Source organism: Actinomadura hibisca NBRC 15177, assembly GCF_001552635.1.
Taxonomy (GTDB): domain Bacteria; phylum Actinomycetota; class Actinomycetes; order Streptosporangiales; family Streptosporangiaceae; genus Spirillospora; species Spirillospora hibisca.
This window is the reverse complement of sequence record NZ_BCRO01000002.1, coordinates 53,723-77,253: the sequence shown is the minus strand read 5'-3', so window position 1 is coordinate 77,253 and position 23,531 is coordinate 53,723. Positions and strand designations below refer to the sequence as shown.

Here is a 23,531-nt window from a genome sequence, read left to right as displayed (position 1 = left end):
GGCAGGACGCCTAGGATCTTCGTGTGCTGCGTCCCGAATTCCCCCTTGTGACCGAGCGGCTGGAGCTGCGCCCGTTCCGGCCCGGCGACCTGGAGGGCCTGCACGCCTACCAGTCGTTGCCGGAGGTCGCGCGCTTCCTGTACTGGGAGCCGCGCGACCTGGAGGAGTCGCGGGTCTTCCTCCAGCAGAAGATGGCCGCCTCCGCGCTGGAGAAGGAGGGCGACTGGCTGGTGCTGGCGGTGGTGTGGCGCGCCACCGGCGCGCTGATCGGCGAGGTCAACCTGCAGTGGCGCAGCCAGGAGCACCGGCAGGGCGAGATCGGCTACATCTTCAATCCGAACTACCACGGCCAGGGGTTCGCGACCGAGGCGGCGGCCGAGGTGTTGCGGCTGGGCTTCGAGGGGCTCGGCCTGCACCGGGTCTGCGGGCGGCTGGACGGCCGCAACGAGGCGTCGGCGCGGGTGCTGGAGCGGCTGGGGATGCGCCGCGAGGCCCACCTGGTCGAGAACGAGCTGGTCAAGGGCGAGTGGACCGACGAGATCGTGTACGCGATGTTGCGGCGCGAGTGGGTCGAGCGCACCTCCCTCGGCTGAGCCGCCGGACGAGGTGCTAGCGCCCGGCCTGGGCGCGCAGGGCGTCGGCCAGTTCGGCGACGGCGTCGCGCAGCGCGTCGGGGCGGCGGATGACGAACGGCCAGCCGAGCCCGGCCAGCATCTGCGCCATCCCGGTCAGGCTCTCCACGCGGGTGGACAGCAGCACTCCCCCGTCGGTCTCGCGGAGCGTGGCGGTGGTGGCGGGGATGCGGCGGCGCGCCTCCGGCAAGCCGGTCTCCAGCAGCACTTCCACCTCGTGGGCGTAGGGGACTCCGGCCAGGGCGCGGGTGACGTCGAGCACGGGGTCGGCGTCGTCGGGGACCTCGAAGGGGATCTCGGTCGGCTCGGCGGCGCGGACGCGGTCCACGCGGAAGGTGCGGGTCTCGCCGCTGCGGTGGTCGTGCCCGGTGACGTACCAGCGGCCGGAGTGGAAGACCAGGCCGTAGGGGTCCAGGTCGCGTTCGCTGTCGTCGCCCTTCCAGGAGCGGTAGCGCATCCGGACGCGGTACCGCGCGCGGGCTGCGGCGGCCAGGGTCAGCAGCGCGGCGGTGCCGGGCGCGGCTCCGGGGCGTTCGGCGAGGGTGAAGCCCAAGGTGTGCTCCAGCGCCTGGACGCGGTCGCGCAGCGCGCTCGGCAGCACCCGCTGCACCTTGGCGAGGGCGCTTTCGGCGGCCTCGCCGGGCAGGCCGACGCGGCGTCCGGCGAGCAGGCCCAGCACCACGGCGGTCGCCTCGTCGTCGGTGAGCATCAGCGGCGGCAGCTTGTAGCCAGGGGCGAGCCGGTAGCCGCCGTAACGGCCGCGTTCGGCGACGACGGGGATGCCGAGGTCAACGAGACGCGCGGCGTAGCGCCGCACGGTGCGTTCGTCCACCTCCAGCCGCCGGGCGAGTTCGGCCCCGCTCATGTGGTGGTGGGCCTGGAGCAGCTCCAGCATCGTCAGGATCCGGGTGGTGGGGTGTGACACAGGACACTCCAGTAATCCGGGCGGTTTCTGTCCGGTATTGATCTTACGATGGTCGTATCCGCTTCAAGGAAAGGCTCTGACATGGCGACTTTCGTACTGGTCCCCGGTTACTGGCTCGGCGCGTGGGCGTGGGAGCGCGTCACCGAGGAGCTGCGGGCCGCCGGGCACGAGGTGCATCCGGTGACGCTGACGGGCCTGGCCGAGCGCGCGGCAGAGGCGACGCCCGAAGTGGACCTGGACACCCACGTCGCCGACGTGCTCAAGGTGCTGGCGGACGGCGACCTGCGCGAGGTGGTCCTCGTCGGGCACAGCGGCGGCATGCTCCCGGTGACCGGCGCGGCCGACCGCGTTCCCGAACGGTTGTCGCGGGTGGTCTACGTGGACAGCGCGCCGCTGCCGTCGGGCATGGCGCAGCACGACTTCAGCGAGCCCGAGCAGCAGGCGGCGGTCGAGAAGCAGGTCGCCGAGGAGGGCGACGGCTGGTTGTTGCCCGCGCCGCCGTTCGACGCCGCCGCCGACCCCGAGAACCACGCGGACATGCCCGAGGAGATGCTGGCGGAGATCCGCGCGCGGGTGACGCCGCAGCCGTTCGCGACCGCCACGCAGCCGCTGATCCGTCCCGAGACGGTGCCGGACACGCCGAAGAGCATGGTGCTGAACACGATCCCGCGTCCCCTGGTCGAGCAGATGATCGCCGCCGGGAACCCGCTGTTCGCGGCGCTGGGCGGGCCGGAGTGGAGCTTCCACGAGCTGCCGACGGGGCACTGGCCGATGTTCTCCAAGCCCGTCGAGCTGGCCCGCCTGCTCGACTCGCTGGCGTCCTGACCCGCCCTGGGCCGCCGCTCCGTCAGCTCTGCTGGTAGACGGCGGCGGCCTCCGCCGGGATGCGCGCGATCGGCACGTGCAGCTCGCCCGCGCCGGGCGGAGGCTGTTCCTGCCAGCGCAGGAACGCCTGCTCGGCCACCGGGCCGGTGGCGCGGGCGGCCAGTTCCTCGACCGCCTCGTCGCCGCCGGAGGCCGCGCGTTCCACCAGTTCCGCAAGCACGGCGAGGACCCTAGCGGCCGGGACCGACACGGCGCTCCGACACGGCGCTGCGGCGCGGGGTCAGGGGGCGGTGAAGGTGCAGGGCAGGCGTTTGAAGCCGTTGATGAAGCTGGACAGCAGGCGGTCGGGTTCGCCGTCGGCGCGGATGTCGGGGATGCGGGTGAACAGCTCGCGGAACATCACGGTGATCTCGCGGCGGGCCAGGTTCGCGCCCAGGCAGAAGTGGGGGCCGGGGCCGCCGAAGCCCACGTGCGGGTTCGGGGAGCGCGTGATGTCGAAGGCGTCGGGGTCGTCGAAGACGCTCTCGTCGCGGTTGGCGGAGTTGTAGAACAGCAGGACCTTGTCGCCCGCCTTGTAGTGGTGGCCGTTCATCTCGTGGTCGCGGGTCAGGTTGCGGCGGAACTGGGTGACCGGCGTGGAGTAGCGGACGATCTCCTCGACGGCGCCGGAGACGCGGCCGTCGAAGTCCGCCAGCAGCAGGTCGCGCTGGTCGGGGTTGTCGGTGAACAACTTCAGGCCGTGCGCGATGGCGGTGCGGGTCGTCTCGTTCCCCGCGACCACCAGCAGCAGGAAGAAGGTGCCGAACTCCTGGGTGGTCAGCCTCTCACCGTCGATGTTGGCGTTGACCAGCGCGGAGGTCAGGTCGCCGGTGGGGTTCCCGGCGCGCTCGCGGCCGAGCCTGGCGGCCAGGCGGTGCAGTTCGCGGCTGGCGAGGGCGACCTTCACCAGGCCGCGGCCGGTGCTCAGCTTGCCCATCTCGGGGGTGATGCCGGTGTACTCGGCGTCGGAGTTGCCGAGCACGATGTTGGTCAGGCGCACCACGCGCGGGTGGAGGGCGTCGGGGATGCCGAGCATGTCGCAGATGACCTCGACCGGCAGCCGCACCGCGACCTTGGCGACGAAGTCGCCGGGGCCGGAGGCGATCAGCTCGTCGACGATGCGGGCGGCGCGGGCCTGGATGTCGTCCTCGGTCTTGGCCAGCATCCGGGGGCTGAACGCGCGGGACACGATGCGGCGGATCTTGGCGTGCCGCGGGTCGTCCATGTTGATCATGGAGTTGATGTACTTGTCCACGAACCCCGGCGAGTCGATCACCGTGGTGGCGTTCGGCTCGCTGCTGAAGATCTGCGGGTTGCGGCTGGCCTCGACGACGTCGGCGTGCCGCACCAGCGCCCAGTAGCCCGCGCCCCCCTTGGTGAAGGGGATCTGCGGATCGGGGAAGCGCACCGGCGCGCCGTGGGCGCGCAGCGCCGCGAAGGCGGCCGCGCGCTCGGTCAGCGGGCGCTCCCAGAAGCGCAGGTCGCTGAGCGGGATCTCGCGGGCCGGGTCCGCCTGCGTCGTCATCGTGTGCCACCTTCCCTGCCGCCTGGCCCCACTGTCGAGTAAGTGAGCGGTTACGGTCAATGGGCGGGCGGTTCCTGTGACTCACGCCACTTCCACGGGAGGAACGCGCGGGCCACGCCCGCCATCGCCAGGCCGAGCCCCCAGCCCGCGATGGCGTCGGTCGGCCAGTGGTAGCCCAGGGTGACCACCGCGACGGCGACGCCGAGCGCCAGGACGTGCGCGGCGATCGCCCAGCGGCGCGACGCCCCGGTCAGCAGCACGATGACCGTCAGGCACGCGGCGGCGTTGGCGGCGTGCCCGGAGGGATAGGACAGGTACCCCTCGGCGAACAGCACGTCGTGGCCGGTGCGCGGCGGGGTGCGGCCGAAGGCGATCTGCCCGGCGCGGATCGCCACCTCGGTGGCCATCAGCCAGATCCCGGCGCGCACCAGCAGCCACAGGTCGCGGCCGCGCCAGGCGGCGAGCACGGCCGCCAGCCCCACCAGGCCGCCGACCAGCCAGTACTGGCCGCCGTTGACGACCGTGCGCCAGAAGAAGTGCCAGGCGCCGGTGCGGGGCGGCAGCCCGCCGGTGAACGCCCAGGCGTCGAAGCGCCGCAGCAGCCCGCCCGCGAGCACGTCGAGGGTGGTGGCCACCGCGAGCGCGGCGGCCACCGCCGGCAGCGTGTACGGCGTGGTCAGGAAGGGAAGGCGCCCGCCCCCCGATCGGAGCACCTGCATGCCTCCGATCCTGCCCTACGCCGCGCGCGGTCGGCCCTTCGCCTCGTCGGCCTGTTGCCGGATCTTGGCATGATGGCGTCGGCGGCCCGCCCGATGAACGCCCGCCATCCGACCACCGGTCGCCGCCCTCGGCGCCGGGCGGTCCCACTACAGTGGCCGCCATGGCCGAACAGGGCGGCGCGGAGGGCGCGGCCGACGACACGACCGCCGCCGCGCTCGCCGAGGCCGACGGCGGGGCCGAGAGCGGGGTGCAGGCCGGCCGGCGCAGGCGGCCCGCGTTCCGGCGGCTGCCCCTGGACCGCCGCCGCGAGGAGATCATCACGGCGGCCATCGAGATCTACGGGCGGCGGCCCGAGCCCGAGGTGTCGATCGACGACATCGCGCTGCTGGCCGGGACCTCCCGCTCCTCCGTCTACCGCTACTTCGACAGCAAGCAGGAGCTGTACGGGGCCGCCGCGCACCGCGTCGGCGCGGAGCTGACCGCGCGGCTCGACCAGGTGGCCGACGGCTCGCCGTCGATGCAGATGGCGACGCGGCTCGGCTTGTACGTCGACTTCCTGGAGACCTACGAGTCCGGCTACGCCGGGCTGCTGGGCATGGGCGGGGCGCAGGCCCCCGACGCGGCGCTGGCGGCGGCGCAGCGGGTGCGCGAGGAGATCTGCGCGCTGACCTACCGCACGTTGCGCATCGACGAGCCCGGCCAGGTCATGCGGACCACGATGCAGTCGTGGATCGCGGGGGTGGAGTGGACCGGCACCGAGTGGCTGCGCACCCGCCGCCCGGCCCGGCCGCAGCTGGAGCAGCTCATGGCCACGCAGTTCGGCACGATGCTGGTCGGCGCGGCGGCGCTGGACCCCGAGATCGCCGAGCGGGTGGCGTGGCTGATGGAGGTCGAGCCGCCGGGGTCGCCGTTCGGGGCGCTGGTGCGGGCCGTCGCGGGAACGTTCGACCGGCGCATGGTGGGCAACCTCGCCAAGTTCCTGGCACACGAGGACGGGGCCGGCTGAACCGTCCCGCGCCGCCGTCCGCGCACACCTCGGAGCACTCACTCTGGCACAATCGCCCCGCTTTTTCTTGTCATCTCCCCCCATAGATCATTTTCTCCGGTACCGGAACACTCGGGACGCATGTCCCGTGCGACCGTCCCGGTCGCCCATCGGCAGCAGGGAGACCCATGACACGCCCGTTCCGTCGCGACGTCCCCGGTACCGGTGCGCGACGGCGCCGCTCGCTGGCCGCCGCCGCGATCGCCGCGGCCACGACGGTCGGAACCACCGTGCTGGTCGCGGCCCCCGCCTCGGCCGCCCCGGTCCGGCCCGCCGACGACGGCGCGCGGATCGTCAAGACCGCCGTCGCGGGGAAGGGCACCCGCGCGGCCGCCGTCGGCGTGCAGCAGGTGGACATCTCGATCCAGTCCCCCGCGCTCGGCAAGACCGTCAAGACCCGGCTGCTGCTGCCCAAGGGGTGGAGCGCCGGTTCGGCCGCGACCTGGCCGGTGCTGTACGCCTTCCACGGCGGGCAGGACGACTACACCTCCTGGACGCGCAACACCGACATCGAGGCGTGGGCGGCGAAGTACAACGCCATCGTGGTGATGCCGGAGGCCAGCAACGGCTCCTACGCCGACTGGTACAACTACGGCAAGGGCGGCACTCCCAAGTGGGAGACCTTCCACACCAGCGAGGTGCGCCAGCTGGTGGAGCGCAACTACCGGGGCGGCGCGCAGCGCGCGGCGATCGGCAACTCCTCGGGCGCGCAGGGCGCGGTCAGCTACGCCGCCCGGCACCCGGGGCTGTTCAAGCACGTGGCGGCGCTGAGCGGGCTGCTGTCGATGCGCTCGCCGGGCATCCCGGCGATGCTGATGTTCACCAACGCGGGCAACAACCAGGACCCGTACGCGATCTGGGGCATCCCGCGCTGGGACGACGCCAACTGGGCCGCGCACGACCCCTACGCGCTGGCGGAGAAGCTGCGCGGCGTGAAGCTGTTCTTCTCGGCGGGCACCACCGGGCGGCCCGGCCCCGGCGACCCGAACGTCGCGCCCTGGGACATCGGCCTGCTCAGCGAGATCGCGATCGGCGCGAACAACAAGGACTTCAAGCGCCGCCTGGACGAGCTGAAGGTCCCCTACACCGCGCACATCTACGGCGACGGCCGGCACAACTGGCCCGCGTGGATCCGCGAGTCGCAGTCGGTGTGGCCGCAGCTGATGGGGTCCATCGGCGCCAAGCCCGCCTGAGCCCCCGCGTCCGGCCGCCCGGCCGTGACGTGCGCGCCCGCCGGTGACGTGGTGACGGCCCGGCATCGCAGCCTCGTTCGCTGCGATGCCGGGCCGTTGTCGTGGGGCCCGCGCCCGGCCCTCGATCGGGCGCGGGCAGGGCGAGGCCGGGCGGGGCTGGGCGGTGGTCAGGCGCCGGTCACGGTGACCGGCAGCGCGCCGTCGAGGTAGGCGCGGCGGCACGCGGTGCGCGAGATCTTGCCGCTGCTGGTGCGGGGCAGGCCGCCGGGCTCGATGAGCACGAAGTCGTGCAGGTGCGCGTCGTGGTGGTGCTTGACGGCGGCGCGCACGGCGGCGGTGACCGCGGCGACGTCCAGCCGCTTGATCGGCACGCGCCGGTTGCGCTCGGCGACCACGACCAGGCGCTCGGTGCCCTCCCCCGCGTCGCCCTCGGCTCCGTCCCCCGTGCCGTCGGTCGTGCCGTCCACGGCGAACGCGGCGACGTACTCGCGGCGCACGCCCTCGTCGGCGTGGTAGGCGGTGTACTCGATGTCCTGCGGGTAGTGGTTGCGGCCGTCGATGATGACCAGGTCCTTGATGCGGCCGGTGACGTAGAGCTGGCCGTCGTACCAGACGCCGAGGTCGCCGGTGCGCAGCCAGGGCCGTTCGGGCAGGTCGCCGCGGGTGCCGGCCAGGGACGCGCCGAAGGTCTCGGCGGTGTCGGCGGGCCGGTTCCAGTACCCGGCGGTGACGTTGGGGCCGTGCACCCAGATCTCGCCGACGTGCCCGTCGGGCAGCCGGACGCGGGAGGCGGGGTCGACGATGGCCAGGTGCTGGCCGTAGGGGGTGCCGCAGCCGACCAGGACGGTGGCGCGCTCGGCGGCGCGGTCGCAGGGCTCGGCGACGCCGCGGTTGAGCGCGTCGCGGTCGAAGGCGGTGGCGGTGGGGGCCTCGTAGCGGGAGGAGGAGGCGACGTAGACGGTGGCCTCGGCCAGCCCGTAGGCGGGGACCTGCACCTCGGCGCGCAGGCCGTTGTCGCGGTAGGCGTCCAGGTAGCGGGTGAGGGTGCCCTCGCGGATGGTCTCGGCGCCGTTCATGAACACCTGGACGCCGCTGAGGTCGAGGGCGGCCTTCTCCTCGTCGGTGACCTTGGTGGACAGGTACTCGTAGGCGAAGTTGGGGGCGCAGGTGAAGGCGTGGTCCTGCTTGCTGAGCAGCTCCAGCCAGCGGATGGGCCGCATGATGAACGCCACCGGGTCCATCAGCACGGCGGGGCTGGCGTAGGCCAGCGGCAGCGCGACGGCGGTGACCAGGCCCATGTCGTGGAACAGCGGCAGCCAGTTGACGCCCGAGGAGACGCGCGGGATGCCGTCGAAGGTGCCCCAGCACTGCTCGGCGTTGACGGCGAAGTTGCCGTGGGTGACCATCACGCCGGCCGGGACGCGGGTGGAGCCGGAGGTGTACTGGAGGTAGGCCAGGTCGTCGGGGGCGACGGGCTCGGCCTCCCAGCGCAGGGAGGTGTCGACGGTGTCGACGGTGAGGATCTGCTTGGGGCGCGGCACGGTGTTCTGGTCGAAGAACGCCTCCACGTGCGGCAGCGCGGGGGTGGTGGTGAGCACGCACTCGGGTTCGGCGTCGCCGTAGACGGCCAGCAGGCGGTCGGCGTGGCCGGGCAGGTCCGGGGAGAACAGCGGGACGGCGATGAGGCGGGCGTACATGCAGCCCAGGAACCCGACGATGTAGTCCAGGTTCTGCGGGGCGAGGATCGCGACGCGCTGGCCGGGGTCGGTGACCGCGCGCAGGGCGGCGGCGACGGCGCGGGCGCGGCGGTCCAGCTCGGCCCAGGTCATGTCCACCGCGACGCCGTCGATGTCGGTGGTGTAGTCCATGTAGGTGTAGGCGCGGTCGTCGGGATAGCTGTCGGCCCAGCGGCCGAGGCGCTCGATGAGCGGGGTGCGGTCCAGGGCGGCGATCGAGGCGGCGGTGGGCGTTCCGGCGGGCATGTCGGTGGGCATGTCGGTAGGCATCGCGAAGCGCTTTCGTTCGGTGGGCGGGGGCGCGGGCGAAGGCGGCCCGCGTGACGGCGCGGCGGTGGGCCGGAGGCGTCAGGTCAGGCGGCGGGCGGCGAGGCGCTGCTCGTCGGGCCAGCGCACGTCCCAGACCCAGCCGAGCCTCTCGAACAGCCAGATGACGCGGGCGCTGATGTCGATCTGGCCCTTCAGGACGCCGTGCCGGGCGCAGGTGGGGTCGGCGTGGTGCAGGTTGTGCCAGGACTCGCCGAAGGAGGGGATGGCCAGCCACCACACGTTGCGCGAGTGGTCGCGGGTCCTGAAGTGCGTCTTGCCGAACACGTGGCAGATGGAGTTGATGGAGAAGGTGATGTGGTCGCCGGCGAACACCCGCAGCAGCCCGGCCCAGAACAGGGCGGTGACCGCGCCGTGCCAGGACCAGGTGAGCAGCGCGCCGAGGCCCATCGGCACCAGCAGCGTGGAGGCGGCGATCAGGACGTAGACGTCGTTGCGCCCCATGAACCGCAGGTCGGGGTCCTTCAGCAGGTCGGGCGCGTACTTGGTGCGGGAGGTGCGCTGCTTGCGGAACAACCAGCCCATGTGCGCGTGGAACAGGCCCTTGGTGAGGCCGATGAGGCCCGGCCCGTACTCCCACGGCGAGTGCGGGTCGCCCTCGGCGTCGGCGTACTTGTGGTGGCGGCGGTGGTCGGCGACCCAGAAGATGACCGAGCCCTGCCACGCCTGGCCGCCCAGGACCGCCAGCACGATGCGCAACCAGCGTTTGGCCTTGAAGCCGCCGTGGGTGAAGTGCCGGTGGTAGCCGACGGTGATGCCGAGGGCGTTGAACGGGTACAGCAGGGCGAAGATGGCGACGTCGGTCCAGCCCAGCCCCCAGCCCCAGAAGAAGGGGACGGCCGCGGCCACGCCGGCGATGGGCGCCACCACGAAGATCACCACGCTGACCCGTTCGACCAGCGGCACGGGTTTGGGCGAGAGGTCGGGCTGTGGTGCTCGGTTGCCAACGTCGGCGACACCCGCTGTCATCTGGGACTCCTCGGCAGGTCGCGGTCGTGCGGGCGGCCGGGTGTGAGGCGGGCCGCCGCGATGTGGGCACGACCGTACGGCCGGGCGACCGGCGGCGGTTACCGCCTCAGCGCATCACTTGCGGCGCGTGGTGTGCGTCCGGTTGACAAGATTGGCGGGCGCGGCGGCGGGGGTCCGGGGCGTCAGTCGCGCTTGCGGCGGCGGAACCTCAGGTGCCGCCGCACGGGTTTGGGCACCTCGGTCAGGGGGTGTTTCTCCACGGTGTAGCGGCGGATGTAGGCGCTGAGGAACGCCTGGAGGCTCGCGCCGACCGGCAGGGCCAGCAGCGCGCCGATGGGGCCGATGACGGCGGTCCCGGCCAGCACGATGCCGAACGCGACGGCGGGGTGCATGTCCAGCGTCCGGGCGGTGATGCGCGGCTGGAGGACGTAGTTCTCGAACTGCTGGTAGGCGACGATGAACAGCAGCGTCCACAACGCGGTGGCGGGGTCCTTGGCCAGGGCGACCAGGACCGGGACGGCCCCGGCCAGGTAGGTGCCGACGGTGGGGATGAACTGGGACACCACGCCCACCCACAACGCCAGCGTCAGCGCGTAGGGCACCTCCAGCAGCGACAGCGCGGCGTAGTGCGCCACGGCCGAGAACGCCGCCAGCAGCGCGCGGGAGTAGATGTAGCCGCCGGTCTTGTCGATGGCGATCTCCCAGGCCCACAACACCTGGCGCTGGCGGTGCGGCGGCAGCAGCGAGCAGACGGTGCGGCGGAACTGGGGGCCCTGCGCCGACAGGTAGAAGGTGAACAGCAGCATGCCGAGGCCCTGGAACAACACGCCCGCGGCGGTCGCGCCGATGCCCCACACGTTCCCGGCCAGCGTCGAGACGTGCTTGGACAGCTCGTCGGAGACGGTGGGCAGCCGGTTGAAGACGGTGTCCTGCGACAGCCGGGTGCCGAAGGTGTCGTTGACCCAGGAGATGACGTCGTCGACGTAGCCGGGGAAGCCGTTGATGAGGTTGGTGGTCTGGGCGACCACCAGCGAGCCCAGCACGCCGACGAACGCGGCGGCGAACACGCCGATGACGACGAACATCACGCCGGTGGCCGCGCCGCGCCGCCAGCCGCGCGCGGCCAGCCAGTTCACCGCCGGTTCGATCGCGAACGCCAGGAACAGCGAGGTCAGCAGCAACAGCAGCAGGCCGCGCAGCCGGTCCAGCAACCACAGGCCCGCCACGAACAGCAGGACGACGGTGCCGAACAGCACGAACGCCCGGGGCAGCCACGGCGGCATCCGCTGGGGAGCCCCCTCGACTCTTTCACCAGGCATTTCCGACATGGCTGGGACCCTAGGGGCGGTCGCGGCCCGCTCCCCGGCCGCCGCGTGCACGGCGGGAGAATCTTTGCCGGGTGTTGCCGCCCGGCTTACAGGGGCTCGGGCCGCGCCAGCACGACCGGGCAGTGCGCGTGGTGCAGGACGCCGTGGCCGACCGAGCCGAGCAGGGCCCCGGCGACCGGGCCGCGCCCGCTCGCGCCGACCACCACCAGGTCGGCGTCCCTGGACGCCTCCGCCAGCACGTGCACGGGGTGGTCCTGGATGGCCAGCTCGGTGACGGTGACGCCGGGGTAGCGCGTGTGCCAGTGCCCGTACTCCTCGCGCAACTGGACGCCCATGGTGCGCTCGGTCTCGCGGACGTCGATCAGGTAGCGGGCCTGCAGGACGCCGGGGTCGATGCGGAAGGCGTGCACGATCTGCAGTTCGACGCCGCGCCGGTGGGCGGTCTCGAAGGCGTACTCCAGCGCCGCCGCCGACTGCTCGGACATGTCCACGCCGACCACGACGCGGCCCTTGCCGCGCGGGTCGCCGTCACCCGGCCAGTCGGCCGGGACCACGGCGACGGGCCCGGCGGCGCGGGCGGTGACGCGCAGGCCGACCGAGCCGAGCACCAGCCCGGCGAAGCCGCCCAGGCCGCGCGAGCCGACCACGGTCAGGCGGGCGTCCTGGGACGCCTTGACCAGCACGCGCGCCGGAGCGTCCAGCTCGACCTGGGTGGTGACGGTCAGGCCGGGCCGCCGCCCCTGGACGAGGGCGCGCGCGGCGGCGACGGCCGCCTGGCCGCTCTCGGCGAGGTGGTGGCCCTGCTCGCCGGACGGCACGGCCGGGACGCCGTAGACCCCGGTGTCGGAGGCGGTGACGATGTGCAGCGGGTGACCGAGGTCGGCCGCCTCGTCCGCCGCCCATTCGACCGCGCGCGTGGCGGCCGGTGAACCATCGGTGCCGACGACGACCGGACGCAATTCCGCATTGCTCATGAGCCCCCCTTGTGCGCTTTTCTCTGATTCCCCGCGCCCGAGGGGGTTACACGGCCGGAACGGGTGCGTCAACGCCGTCCCATTGCAGGGTCCGCGCAGGTCAAAGGGTATGGCTGAGGAACCGGGATTCGAACCTGGATCGCCGCGTCCAGAGCGCGGTGTGCTGCCGTTGCACCATTCCTCATGGACAGCGGCGAGCTCTTACCGCTGCGTGTCCATTGCAGCAGCCGACCGGGTGCGGATCCAAATGGATTTCGCGGTGGTGGCCGGGCGAGGCGGCGGGGATGCGGTGCGCGGGGCGAGCCGGAAGGATGACGGTATGGGTGATGTGTTCACGCACCGGATCCGGGTGCGTTACAGCGAGTGCGACGCGCAGGGCGTGGTCTTCAACGGCCAGTACCTGTTCCTGTACGACGTCGCGGTGACCGAGCTGTGGCGGGAGGTCGTCGGCGACTACGCGGCGATGATCGAGGGCGGTCACGACCTGGTGGTGGCCGAGTCGCGGCTGCGCTACCGGCAGGGCGCGCGGTTCGACGAGCTGCTGGACGTCTCGCTGCCGGTGGCGAAGCTGGGCACCACGAGCCTGGTGGTGCGGCCGGAGTTCCGGGTGGGCGACCGGCTGATCGCCGACGGGGAGGTGCGGCACGTGTTCGTGGACCCCCACACGATGGCGAAGAAGGAGATGCCCGCCGACGTGCGAACGGCGCTGGAGCCGTACGTGGTGGCCGATGCGGACGCCCTGTCCTGACCCGCTTGCCCTGACCTGCCGCCGTCCGGGCGTCCCGCTGGATTGCAGGGACGCCCGGACGGCGGGTGTCAGCTCTCGTCGTCCTCGTCGTCGAAGATCTCGTCCATGACCTCGTCGGCGACCATGCCGCCCGCCACGCCGACCGCGACACCGGCCGCCGCCCCGGCGGCCACGCCCGCCCAGCCGGGCCCCCGCCGCCGGCCGTGCCCCTCGTGGTGGTCGTCGTGATGGCCGGAGTGGTGACCGTGATGACCGTGGTGGTCGTCGTGGTGGAAGCCGTGGCCGGGTGCGTGACCGGGCGCGTATCCGGGGGTGACGGGGCCGCCGGTCAGGGCGTCCAGCCAGGCGGTCAGCTCGGTGGCCCAGTCCACCGCCAGGGCGTCGTCGTGGCCGACCTGGAGGCGGAACACCTGGTCGGACGAGCCGAACAGGCCGGTGCGCCGGTCGGCCTCCAGCACGACGGCGAGGCCGCCGGGCTCGGCGACGAAGGTCAGCTCGACCTCCTCGATCCGGCCGGTGTAGGCGGGCGGCGGATAGAACTCGATCTCCTGGTAGAACGGCAGGCGCTGGGTCACCCCGTACAGGTGGCCGTGCTCGACGTCGGCGCCCTTGAAGGCGAACCCGGCCTGCTCGAACCCGGCCAGCACGTGCTCCTGGGAGGGCAGCGGGACGACCGCGACCGGGTCCAGGTCGCCCTTGTCGACGGCCTTGGCGACCGCCAGCTCGGTGCGCACGCCGATCGCCATGCCGTGCAGCGGCACGCCGTGCAGCTCGGTGAGCGGGGTCTCCCACGGCACCGGCATCCGGAAGGGGATGACGCGGTCGGTGCGGGCCGCCAGCCGGAAGGGTCCGCTGACCTGGAGGCGGTGGAACTCGACCGCGCCGGTGGACTCGCCCTCGCCGTGCTCGACCTCCACGCCGGTGACCAGGGCCAGCGTCACGTGCTGGATCTCGGCGTCGTAGTCGGCGGCGGTGACGCGCACCTCGCCGTCCAGGGTCTGGCCGGGCCGGCAGTGCCCGGTGGCCAGCACGGTGTCGACCTTGGGGCCGCCCACCCCGAGCGCGCCCATCATTCTTTTGAAGACCACGGTGCCTTCCTCTTCGCGTCCGGTCGCGCGCGCCGCCGGTGCGGCGCGCGGCGAGCCAACTATTACACATGTAGTAGTTGGGGGCGAGCGGAAGTCCCTGCGCGGCAGGAGAAGAGGGGGAGGGCGTGCCGTTCCGGGCCGGATCGGCGGGGAAGCGGCGAGAAGGGGAACGGGGCGGGACAGGCGGCCGGCGCTTCGTCGGGCTCAGGTCGCTTCGTTAGGAAACGCTTCCCATGATCTGGAATCAGGTTTCTGCCCGACGTGCCCGGCACAGTTCCCGCACGGTTCGATTGAAGTGGGTCGCGGCGTCGCAGGCAACCGGTTTACGCGGTCGCCGTCCCGCCCGTCGCCGTGCCCGTCGCGGTGGCGGGGGCGAACAGCGACGCGTACACCGCGCGCTCGCCCTCGGTGACGATCTGCCCGGCCAGGTGGGGGCCGGTCACGGTGGACAGGCGCAGGTCCAGGTAGCGGTCCTCCTCGCGGACCTCGACCGGGCCGGTGGGGAGGGCGGCGAGCCGGTCGGCGATCTCGGCGAGGCGGGTGGCGCGGTCGGCGTCCAGTGCGGCGCGCAGCCCGGCGAGCGAGGTCGCCTCGTAGGGCTCGGGGTCGGCGGGCGCGGGTTCGGCCTGCCAGGCGGCCACGCCGTAGGCGAAGCAGACCAGGGCCGTCCACATCTGGGCGAAGTAGACCGGGTCGGGGGCGATCTCCAGTCCGGCGAAGCGGTCGCCGACGAAGAACAGCGCGCCGAGCTGGCCGGGCTGGAGTTCCAGGCGGCTCTGGAACTGGGTGAGCACCGGGCGCTTGCGGGACAGGATCTGTTCCAGGTGGCCGCGCCGGGCCAGGCCGTAGCGGGTGTTGAGGTCGGCGATGTCGGTCCACAGCTTGCTGTAGCCGTTCACGCCGCGCAGTTCCAGGGCGCGGGCGCGCAGTTCCAGGGGCAGCACGAAGAACCACTGGTCGCGTCCGGCCAGCAGGCCGCCCTGGCTCTCCTGGACGCAGGCGGCGTCCTCGAACAGCAGGCTCTGCCCGGCGGCCAGCAGCGCCGAGCGGCACAGGGCGTGGTTCTGGGCGGCGTCCTGGACGTAGCCGATGTGCAGGGGGACGATCGCCACGCCGGTGTCGGCGCCGTTGCGCAGTTCGACCTGGCCGTAGCCGGGGACGCGCGCCAGCTTCAGGCCGCTGCGGGGCGCGACGATGCCGGGGTGGGCGGGGCCGCTGATGGGCACCATGGTCAGCGCGCCGGCGCGCTGGGGGGTGCCCAGGCGGTGCCCGGCCAGGCTGAGCGGGCCGGGCACCAGGGCGGTGAGGTCGCTCATGCGGCGCTCCTGGTCTGGATCCGGGCGGCCTGCCGGTCGAGGGCGGCCAGGCGGGTGTGCAGGGCGGCGCGCAGCCAGGGCTCTCCGGCGGCGCAGTGCCCGAACATCCACGGCAGCAGTTCGGCGAAGTCGTCCTGGTGCCAGAAGCCGCGTTCGGGCAGGGCGGGCGCGGGGCGGCGCAGCGTGAGGTCGTCGCTGCCGGTGAACAGGGCGTGGCAGAACACCACGGGGGTGGTGATGCCGGCGCGCGGCAGGGAGGCGGTCACGCGGGCGAGGTCGCCGGGGAACAGGTTCTCGTAGCCGTCGGAGACGACCGCGACCAGGTCGGGGTCGGTGGCGAGGGCGTCGAGCACGCCGGTGGCCAGGTCGGTGGCGCCGCGCGGGGTGCGCTCGTCGCCGCCGACCTCCACGACCTCCAGCCGCTCGCACAGTTCGGCGAGCACCAGGCGCAGCGCGGCGGCCTGCGACAGCACGGCCCATTCGCGGTCGCCGTAGCCGCGCATGGACGCCGAGGCGTCCAGCACGAGCGCGACCGTGCCGGGGAAGGGCGGCAGGTGGCCGACGGCGTCGCCGAGGTGGCGGTCGAGCGCGGTGTTCAGGTCTCCGGCGGGGCCGCCGCGGTACAGGTGGACCAGGGTGGCGGCGATGTCGCCGCGGTTGGTGGCGGTGACGGTGGCGGGCCGCTCGCGCAGCAGGTCGACGGTGAGGGCGGCCCGGGGCGGTGCGGTGGCGCCGGGGTGCCCGGCGGCGTACAGCGCGCGCACGCGCGGCAGGGCGTGTTCGGGGGCGGCCAGGAAGCGCAGCAGGCGGCGTTGCAGGTAGTCCGAGCCGGTGTCGCCCTCGCCGACGCGGCGGGCGCAGCCGCGTGCGGTGGCCTTGCCGAGGGCGTGCTCGAAGCAGTCGACCAGGGCGGGGCGGCGGGCGGCGATGAGGGCGTCGGCGTCGGGGTGTTCCAGCACGAACCGCAGGATGGCGCGGGTGGTGTGCTTGTGGTTGGCGCGCAGGCGGCGCAGCGCCAGCAGCACGGTGATGACGTGGGCGGGCGGCAGGGCCAGGGCCAGCACGCGGGTGAGGCTGGCCAGGGTGGCGCGGGTGGCGTCGTCCAGCCCGGCCTGGGAGGCGGCCAGCACCTGGAGCAGGACGCGGGCGCGCTGCCAGGGGCGGACGCCGGGGGTGAGCGCCAGCAGGGCGTAGCCCTCGGGGTCGTCGGTGTGGGCGGCGCGGTGGAAGTCCGCGTCGTCCCAGCACAGGGTGCCGCCCCGGGGCAGGCTGACGGGTTCGTCGTGGGTCTCGAAGTGGGCCAGGAGAAGGGGGGTGTCCATATTCGCCTCCGCGAACATGGAGTTTAGGAATCACCGGGAGTGCCCCGACACTCATTTTCCGGTCGGCGGGCCTTCGGGGCGCTCGTCGCCGCCGCCGGGCGGGGTCTTTCCGGCGGCCGGGAGGCCGGTGACCTCCGCCGGGCCGGTGGCGGCGCGGGCGGCCTGGGCCGGGGCGGGGCCGGAGGTGGCCTCGCCCGGCGTGTCGGGCCGGGCGGGCCGGGCGGCGGGTTTGGCGGCGTAGTCGCCGAGGCCCTGCTCGATCAGGTCGAAGGCGCGCTGTGCGGCGTGCTCGACGTCGGCGCGCATCTCCTGGAGGGTCTCCCCCGCCATCTTGCGGCGCAGGACCTCGTTCACCAGGTGCCCCTGCACGGTCATGATCATGGAGGCGGCGACGCGGGGGGCGACGTCGTCGGGTCCGGCGCCGGTCTCCTCGGCCAGCACCTCGGCGAGGTGGTCCTTGGCCTGCTGGGCGATCTCGCGCTGGCGGGCCGTCAGGGCGGGGCTGTCCTGGACGGTGCGGGCCCAGGTCTCGGCGCCCTCGTGGAAGCCGGTCTGGTAGGCGCCCTCGGTCAGGCCCTCCAGGAAGCGGCGGCGGAACAGCGCGACGGCCGACTCGCCGGGGCGGCGGTCGCGGAACTCCCCGGTGACCTGCTCGACGATGTCGGCCTGCCGGTCGAAGAACAGGTCCTCCTTCGTCCTGAAGTAGTTGAAGACGGTGTTCACCGAGACGTCGGCGGCGCGGGCGACGTCGGCGACGGTGACGTTGTCGAAGCCGCGCATCAGGAACAGGCCGGTGGCGATGTCGGAGATGCGGGCGCGGGTCTCGCGCTTCTTGCGCTCGCGCAGTCCGGGCTCGGCGTCGCGGGGTTCGGCCATGCCGGAATTCTAACTGGCCTGGGGTCACTTAAAACTTGGAGTGACTTAAAAATTGTGGTTACCCTAGCGAGGTCTCGTTCCCCCCGATGGAGGTCTCCAGTGATCCAGGCACGCGGGCTGGCCCGCACCTTCCCCACCAAGCACGGCGAGGTCGCGGCGGTCCGCGGCGTCGACCTCGACGTGGCGCCCGGCGAGATCGTCGGATTCCTCGGCCCCAACGGCGCAGGGAAGACCACCACGCTGCGCATGCTGACCACGCTGCTGGCCCCCACCGCCGGGACCGCGACGGTCGCCGGGCACGACCTGCGCGCCGACCCGGCCGGGGTGCGGCGGCGCATCGGCTACGTCGCCCAGACCGGCGGCACCGACCCGGCGACCCCGGTGGGCGAGGAGCTGGAGTTGCAGGCGCGCCTGTACGGGGTGCCCGGCCGCGCCGAGCGGATCGCGAAGTTGTGCGCGCGGCTGGAGCTGGACGGGCTGGCCGCGCGCCCGTCGGCGGCGCTGTCGGGCGGGCAGCGGCGGCGGCTGGACATCGCGCTGGGGCTGGTGCACCGGCCGCCGCTGGTGTTCCTGGACGAGCCGACCACCGGCCTGGACCCGCAGAGCCGCGGCAACCTGTGGGAGCACATCCGGCGGCTGCGCGACGAGGACGGCACCACGGTGTTCCTGACCACGCACTACCTGGACGAGGCCGACGCGCTGTGCGACCGCCTCCTGATCATCGACCGGGGCCGGATCGTCGCCGAGGGCACCCCCGACGAGCTCAAGCGCCGCGTCTCCGGCGACGTGGTGACGCTGGAGCTGGGCGCGGGCGCCGAGCGGGCGCGCGCGGCGCTGGAGGCGCACCCGGCGGTGCGCGAGGCGACGGCCGACGGCGGCACGGTGCGGCTCACCGTCGACAACGGCGACCGGGAGCTGATGGGCCTGGTGCGCGCGCTGGACGCGGCCGGGGTGGAGCTGACCTCGCTGCGCCTGGCGCGGCCCACCCTGGACGACGTCTTCCTCACCGTCACCGGCCGCTCCCTGCGCGAAGCCGCCTGACTTCCCTCTCTGAAAAGGACTCCGTCATGAGCCAGATCGTGCGCGACACCTACCTGATCTTCATGCGGCACCTGCGGCCCACGCTGCGCAACAAGGTGGCGCTGGTGTTCGGGGCGCTGCAACCGCTGCTGTACCTGCTGCTGTTCGGGCCGCTGCTGAAGGACGTGTTCGGCGGGGGCGGCTCCTGGCAGGTGTTCGTGCCGGGCATCCTGATCCAGTTGGTGCTGTTCGGCGCGGGCTTCGCGGGCTTCGGCCTGATCGCCGACCTGCGGTCGGGGGTGGTGGAGCGGCTGCGGGTCACCCCGGTCAGCCGGGTGGCGCTGCTGCTGGGCCGGGTGCTGCGCGACACCGTGGTGCTGGCGGCGCAGGCGCTGCTGCTGGTGGCGGCGGGGGTGGCGCTGGGGTTGCGCGCGCCGGTCGGCGGCGTGGTGGTGGGGCTGGCGTTCGTGGTGACGCTGGCGGTGAGCATCGCCTCGTTGTCATACGTGCTGGCGATGATGACCCGCACCGAGGACGCGTTCGCGCCGCTGCTGTCGACGGTGACGCTGCCGCTGATGTTGCTGGGCGGCATCCTGCTGCCGATGAGCATGGCGCCGGGCTGGCTGGACGTGCTGTCGCGGTTCACGCCGTTCCGGTACCTGGTGGACGCGACGCGGGAGGCGTTCCAGGGCCACTACGCCACGGCGGCGGTCGGCCAGGGGGCGGCGGTGGCGCTGGTGCTGCTGGTGGTGTCGGTGACGCTGGGCGTGCGGCGGTTCCGCCGCGAGAACGCCTGACGGGCCTGCGGCCAGCGCGGGGGCGGGTCAGCGGGTGAGGGCGGCGGCGGGCACCTCGGGGACGGGCACGGGGACGCGCTCGACGACGGCGCGCTGGGCGATGAACGCCCCGGCCAGCACGATCGCGCCGCCGGTGAGCTGGACGGGGGTGAGGCGCTCGCCGAGCGCCGCCCACGCCAGCAGGGTGGCCGCGACCGCCTCGGTGTAGCAGATGGCCCCGGCGACCTGGGCCGACAGCCGGTGCACGGCGGCGACGCCGGTGAGGTAGGCGAGCACGGTGCTGACCAGGATGATCCAGGCGGCCAGCAGCCAGCCGGGCGCGGTGCCGCCGCCGACCGGGACGGCGGCGGGCAGCACCTGCCACGGCAGCGCCCAGGGCGCGGCCAGGGCCGTCAGCGTGACGGCCGCGACCAGCGAGCCGGCGGCGGTGAGCACCAGCGGGTCCACCTCGCCGGCGACGCGGTCGACCAGCAGGAAGTAGGCGGCCTGGCAGGCGGCCGCGCCGAGCCCGGCGGCGAGGCCGAGCGCGTCCAGCGCCAGGCCGTTCCAGACCTGCACCACCAGCGCCAGCCCGGCCATCGCGACCAGCACGCCGAGCACGGCGGTGCGGTGCACCGGGGCGCGGCGCACCAGCCGCAGCCAGGCCAGTACCAGGATGGGGCCGGTGAACTCCAGCAGGATCGCGATGCCGACCGGCAGCCGGGAGGCGGCCACGAAGTACAGCGCCTGGCATCCGGCGACGCCGGTGAGGCCGTAGGCGGCCAGCACCGGGAAGTGCCGGGCCGTGGTGCGCGCCGCGGCGCGGCCGCGCAGCAGCAGCACCAGCGGGACCAGCACCAGCGCGGCCCCGGCGATGCGCAGCCACACCGCCTGCAACGGGGTCAGCCCGGCGTGGATCAGGGCCTTGCCGAACGGTCCCGACGCGCCGAAGCAGATCGAGGAAACCACCGCGAACCCCAGGCCCCAGGCCCGGGTGCGCGCCGCGCCGTCCATCCGTGTCCCCCGCTCCGCCGCCGATGTTCAGGAGCATCGTCGCATAACACTCCTTACACGTCGATGGCGCGGACCGCCCGATCCGGGCGTTCACCGGTGATCGGGGACGGTCCCGGCATCGCCGCCCGGAGCCGCCCGGACCGCCCGTGCCACTACTATTCGCGGGGTGAACTGGCAGGGGGCCGGGGCGGGACCCGGCACGGGCACGGGCGGTACGGGCGGCACGGCCGGGGGCGATCTGTTCACCGCGGTCGAGGGCAACATCCGGGAGCTGGTCGCCTCGCCCTGGTGGCGCGGCGCGCCGCCGCAGCAGCGCGCCGAGCAGATCGCCACGCGCATGTTGTGGGGCGCGGGCGAGTGGTGGCTGTACGGGGCGTGGGGCCGCTGGTACCGGTGCGGCCTGGACGGGGCCTGGCACCCGTGCCCGCCGCCTGCGGACCCGGGCGAGCGCCGGGTGGCGGTGCCCGCCCCGCCGGGCGCGGCGACCCCGCCGGTGCCGCCGCAGCTGTTCCCCACCGGCCCGGACCTGACGGCCGGGCGGATGGCGCCGCTGGGCTTCCTCGGCCCGCTGCCCGACACCGGGGTGGTGGCGCGGGTCTCGCAGGCCATCACCACCGCGCTGGCGGTGCACCCGGCGCAGTTCGCCCAGCAGGACCCGATGTTCCAGCCCGGCACCCCCTCCACCGTCGCGGCCGCCTGGGGCGCGTTGTTGTGGTGCGCGGGCTCGCCGGTGGCGCTGACCGACCACCCGCTGATCGAGTCGTTCGTGCCGTTCCTGACCACGCCCGCCGAGCGGCTGCACTGGATGATGCCGCCGGACTTCGGGACGCTGGCCGGGTACTACGTCAACCGGCTGGGGGCCGGGGACGGCGGCGGCGCGGCGCACATCGCGCGGGTGATGTACGAGGTGGCGGCCGGGTTGCAGGGGGACCGGCGGTTCCGGCCGGGCGCCGACGCGCTGGCGGCGGTGACGGCGGCCTCGCTGCGCAGCGTGCACCAGGACCTGGCGACGGTCCGGTACGGCCCGGCGGCGGTGCTCCAGGAGTGGCGGCGGCGCTGCCCGGCCGAGTTCGCCACCCCGATGGTGCGCGACACCTCGCCCGGGGAGTACCTGCGGCTGGCCCTGTACGACCTCCAGGAGATCGTGGCGCGGCTGACCGGGCCGCTGGCAGTGACCGGGGGCCGCGCCCACGACCGGGCGCGGCACGCGGGGCTGGCCGTGCTGGCGGCCGACCTCCAGGCCGCGCCGGGCGTGCTACCGGCGTTGCAGCCGTGGCTGGACGCCGACAGCGCCCGCGCGCTCCAGGCCGTGCTGACCGACCCGGCGCACCCGCTGCGGGTGTTGTGGCCGCGCGACGGGCGGCTGCCCGAGCCGCTGCGCGGCACCGACGCCGACCTGCTGTCGGCGCTGCTGGCCACCACCTACACCCTGGGGCTGACCTGGTGCCGGCTGGCGCAGGTGCCGCCGCCGGCGACCGGGTTCGCGGTGCCGCAGGCGATCGCGGCGGAGCTGACCAGCCCGGCGCTGCACACCCCGCCCTCCACCGACGAGCTGAGCGCCTGGGACATCATCAAGGCGGCGCGGGCGCACCTGGCGGCCGAGCGGGCCGCCGACGCGCCGGGCGCGCCGCCGGTGCCCGACCGGCCGGTCGCGCCGTCGAGGGAGGAGCCGCCGGAGCCGCCGCCCGCGGTGGCGCCGATAGAGCCGCCCGCCGCGCCGCCGGTGCAGGACCCGGCCGAGCCCGCGATCCAGTCCCCCGTCCCGCCTGTTGTTCCGGCCCCTGTCGCGCCTCCCGTCCCGCAGCCCGTCCAGCCGTACGAGCAGTCATACGGGCCATCGCACGGGCAGCCGCCGGGCCAGCCGTCCGGGCAGGAGGTGGCGCAGGAGCCGCCGCGCATCCCTCCGCCTCCGCCGCCACCCGCGCCGCCTCCGCAGGCGGGCGCGGGCGTGCCGGTGCCTCCGACGCCGCGCGAGGTGCCGCCCGCCGCGCCGACCGCGCCGGTGTGGCCGTCGGCCGACGAGCCCGCGCCCCAGGCCGTCTCCCCGGCTGCGCCCCAGCCCGTGTCACCGTCCGTGCCCCCGCCGGTCGGCGGGCCGGCGGAGGGCGGGGCGGCCGACGCCACGCAGTTCGATCCCGACCCGTTGCGGACCCAGCTCGATCCGCACGCCGCCCCGCCGCCGATCGCGCAGCCGGACCTGCCACCGCCGCCCGCGCCGGTGGCGCAGGTGCCGCCCGCGGTGCCGCCGGTCGCCGGTGACGGCCCGGCCCCGCAGATCGCCGAGGCGTACGGCGTGCGGTTCCTGTGCGGCGCCGACGACATCGGGCGCGTGGTGACCGAGGTGCGGCGGCGCGGCAAGTGGGCCAAGCGGCTGCGCGGCCAGGAGGTGTCCAGCGCGTCGGTCCCGGCGCTGCTGCTGATCGGCGCGCCCTCCAGCGGGCAGCGGCGGCTGGCGCGGATGGCGGCGCGGGCGCTGGCGGAGGTGGAGGTGTCCAGCGGGCAGGTGCACGGCGTGCACGCCGAGGACCTGCGCGCCCGCGGCCCGGAGGGGTTGCGGGAGGCGCTGGACGAGCACGCCGGGCACGTGCTGCTGCTGGAGGGCCTGGACTCGCTGCTGCTGGACGACGCCCAGGGCCGCGCCTACGCCTCGGCGCTGTACCGGGCGCGGCTGGAGGGCGTCAGCGACACCGCGCTGCTGGGGACCTGCGAGCCGGGCCGGGTCGGGGAGCTGTCGGCGGCGTCGCCGGAGCTGGTGGCCGACCTGCGCGCGGTGCGGCTGCCGGACCTGTCGGACCCGCGCCTGGCGGCGGGCCTGCTGGGGCTGCTGGCCGAGGAGCGGCGGCTGCGGCTGGGCACCGACGCGTGGGAGGCGGTGCGCCGCGACCTGGGCGGGCTGCGGGGCCGGGGCCGGCTGACCGGCGCGCGGCTGATCGAGGCGTACCTGGACCGGGCCGCCACCCGGCACCTGGGCCGCGCCGAGGCGACGCAGGCGATCGGCGACGCGGGGGCGCTGGTGTTGTCGGCGGGCGACTTCGCGGGGGTGGCGGCCGAGCTGTCGGGCCCCTGACCCCGCCCGTTTCCGCCCGCCCGTGTTCGCCCGTTCTTGCCCGCCTTGCGCCCGTCCCGCCCGCCG

The 23,531-nt window shown here is 74.2% G+C and carries 21 protein-coding genes and 1 tRNA gene; 8 read left to right on the top strand and 14 right to left on the bottom strand.

Annotated features, from left to right (window positions below; genetic code table 11):
* Window positions 1-23 precede the first annotated feature (23 nt).
* Complete coding sequence (locus AH6_RS01580) at window positions 24-593, top strand: GNAT family N-acetyltransferase (RefSeq protein ID WP_067472203.1); 570 nt, start codon at window positions 24-26, stop codon at window positions 591-593.
* Between the two features lie 16 nt (window positions 594-609).
* Here AH6_RS01580 and AH6_RS01575 read toward each other — a convergent pair whose 3' ends face one another.
* A complete protein-coding gene (locus AH6_RS01575; RefSeq protein ID WP_067472200.1) occupies window positions 610-1,557 on the bottom strand; it encodes a helix-turn-helix transcriptional regulator in 948 nt (315 codons plus the stop codon).
* 81 nt (window positions 1,558-1,638) lie between these two features.
* Between AH6_RS01575 and AH6_RS01570 the strand changes: the two genes are divergently transcribed.
* Window positions 1,639-2,382, top strand: coding sequence for an alpha/beta fold hydrolase (locus AH6_RS01570; RefSeq protein WP_067472197.1), 744 nt, complete (start codon window positions 1,639-1,641; stop codon window positions 2,380-2,382).
* Between the two features lie 22 nt (window positions 2,383-2,404).
* Here AH6_RS01570 and AH6_RS01565 read toward each other — a convergent pair whose 3' ends face one another.
* Genes AH6_RS01565 through AH6_RS01555 form a run of 3 tightly spaced genes read right to left on the bottom strand, consistent with a single transcriptional unit; the run spans window position 2,405 to window position 4,665 of the window.
* Window positions 2,405-2,602, bottom strand: coding sequence for a hypothetical protein (locus tag AH6_RS01565; RefSeq protein WP_157431198.1), 198 nt, complete (start codon window positions 2,600-2,602; stop codon window positions 2,405-2,407).
* Between the two features lie 60 nt (window positions 2,603-2,662).
* Entirely contained in the window at window positions 2,663-3,946 is a 1,284-nt protein-coding gene (locus AH6_RS01560; protein WP_067472192.1) for a cytochrome P450, read from the bottom strand.
* Between the two features lie 56 nt (window positions 3,947-4,002).
* Window positions 4,003-4,665, bottom strand: a complete 663-nt coding sequence (locus tag AH6_RS01555) for a phosphatase PAP2 family protein (protein ID WP_067472189.1) — start codon at window positions 4,663-4,665, stop codon at window positions 4,003-4,005.
* 161 nt (window positions 4,666-4,826) lie between these two features.
* On the opposite strand from AH6_RS01555, the gene AH6_RS01550 reads away from it, so the two are divergent.
* Complete coding sequence (locus AH6_RS01550) at window positions 4,827-5,672, top strand: TetR/AcrR family transcriptional regulator (protein ID WP_083982127.1); 846 nt, start codon at window positions 4,827-4,829, stop codon at window positions 5,670-5,672.
* 167 nt (window positions 5,673-5,839) lie between these two features.
* A complete protein-coding gene (locus AH6_RS01545; RefSeq protein WP_067472186.1) occupies window positions 5,840-6,904 on the top strand; it encodes an alpha/beta hydrolase in 1,065 nt (354 codons plus the stop codon).
* 167 nt (window positions 6,905-7,071) lie between these two features.
* Here the strand turns inward: AH6_RS01545 and AH6_RS01540 are convergent, their stop codons facing one another.
* The 5 genes from AH6_RS01540 to AH6_RS01520 form a co-directional block, all read right to left on the bottom strand.
* Window positions 7,072-8,898 carry a fatty acyl-AMP ligase gene (locus tag AH6_RS01540; RefSeq protein WP_245679118.1) on the bottom strand — a complete coding sequence of 609 codons (1,827 nt, stop codon included), beginning with the start codon at window positions 8,896-8,898 and terminating at the stop codon, window positions 7,072-7,074.
* A 90-nt stretch (window positions 8,899-8,988) separates the two neighbouring features.
* Window positions 8,989-9,936 (bottom strand): acyl-CoA desaturase, encoded by a 948-nt coding sequence (locus AH6_RS01535; RefSeq protein ID WP_067472183.1) that lies wholly within the window; start codon window positions 9,934-9,936, stop codon window positions 8,989-8,991.
* A 182-nt stretch (window positions 9,937-10,118) separates the two neighbouring features.
* The gene (locus AH6_RS01530; RefSeq protein ID WP_067472180.1) at window positions 10,119-11,264 is read right to left on the bottom strand and encodes an AI-2E family transporter; all 1,146 of its coding nucleotides are present in this window, start codon (window positions 11,262-11,264) and stop codon (window positions 10,119-10,121) included.
* Window positions 11,265-11,350: 86 nt separating this feature from the next.
* The gene (locus AH6_RS01525; RefSeq protein WP_067472177.1) at window positions 11,351-12,238 is read right to left on the bottom strand and encodes a universal stress protein; all 888 of its coding nucleotides are present in this window, start codon (window positions 12,236-12,238) and stop codon (window positions 11,351-11,353) included.
* Between the two features lie 110 nt (window positions 12,239-12,348).
* Window positions 12,349-12,422 (bottom strand) — tRNA-Gln (locus tag AH6_RS01520).
* Between the two features lie 135 nt (window positions 12,423-12,557).
* On the opposite strand from AH6_RS01520, the gene AH6_RS01515 reads away from it, so the two are divergent.
* Complete coding sequence (locus AH6_RS01515) at window positions 12,558-12,986, top strand: acyl-CoA thioesterase (protein ID WP_067472174.1); 429 nt, start codon at window positions 12,558-12,560, stop codon at window positions 12,984-12,986.
* Between the two features lie 68 nt (window positions 12,987-13,054).
* Here the strand turns inward: AH6_RS01515 and AH6_RS01510 are convergent, their stop codons facing one another.
* From AH6_RS01510 to AH6_RS46430, 4 genes are all read right to left on the bottom strand, one after another.
* On the bottom strand, window positions 13,055-14,074 hold the full coding sequence (locus tag AH6_RS01510; RefSeq protein WP_067472171.1) for a sporulation protein: 1,020 nt from the start codon (window positions 14,072-14,074) through the stop codon (window positions 13,055-13,057).
* Between the two features lie 323 nt (window positions 14,075-14,397).
* The gene (locus AH6_RS46435) at window positions 14,398-15,390 is read right to left on the bottom strand and encodes an ARPP-1 family domain-containing protein (protein WP_067472168.1); all 993 of its coding nucleotides are present in this window, start codon (window positions 15,388-15,390) and stop codon (window positions 14,398-14,400) included.
* Complete coding sequence (locus AH6_RS01500; protein WP_067472165.1) at window positions 15,387-16,712, bottom strand: hypothetical protein; 1,326 nt, start codon at window positions 16,710-16,712, stop codon at window positions 15,387-15,389. The genes AH6_RS46435 and AH6_RS01500 overlap by 4 nt, the downstream gene beginning before the upstream one ends.
* A 51-nt stretch (window positions 16,713-16,763) precedes the next feature.
* Window positions 16,764-17,588, bottom strand: a complete 825-nt coding sequence (locus AH6_RS46430; RefSeq protein WP_067472162.1) for a TetR/AcrR family transcriptional regulator — start codon at window positions 17,586-17,588, stop codon at window positions 16,764-16,766.
* Between the two features lie 99 nt (window positions 17,589-17,687).
* On the opposite strand from AH6_RS46430, the gene AH6_RS01490 reads away from it, so the two are divergent.
* Complete coding sequence (locus AH6_RS01490) at window positions 17,688-18,629, top strand: ATP-binding cassette domain-containing protein (protein WP_067472159.1); 942 nt, start codon at window positions 17,688-17,690, stop codon at window positions 18,627-18,629.
* A 26-nt stretch (window positions 18,630-18,655) separates the two neighbouring features.
* Window positions 18,656-19,405, top strand: a complete 750-nt coding sequence (locus AH6_RS01485) for an ABC transporter permease (RefSeq protein WP_067472156.1) — start codon at window positions 18,656-18,658, stop codon at window positions 19,403-19,405.
* 27 nt (window positions 19,406-19,432) lie between these two features.
* Here AH6_RS01485 and AH6_RS01480 read toward each other — a convergent pair whose 3' ends face one another.
* A complete protein-coding gene (locus AH6_RS01480) occupies window positions 19,433-20,398 on the bottom strand; it encodes an EamA family transporter (protein WP_067472153.1) in 966 nt (321 codons plus the stop codon).
* 166 nt (window positions 20,399-20,564) lie between these two features.
* Between AH6_RS01480 and AH6_RS46425 the strand changes: the two genes are divergently transcribed.
* Window positions 20,565-23,465, top strand: coding sequence for a hypothetical protein (locus AH6_RS46425; protein WP_067472150.1), 2,901 nt, complete (start codon window positions 20,565-20,567; stop codon window positions 23,463-23,465).
* Window positions 23,466-23,531: the final 66 nt, after the last annotated feature.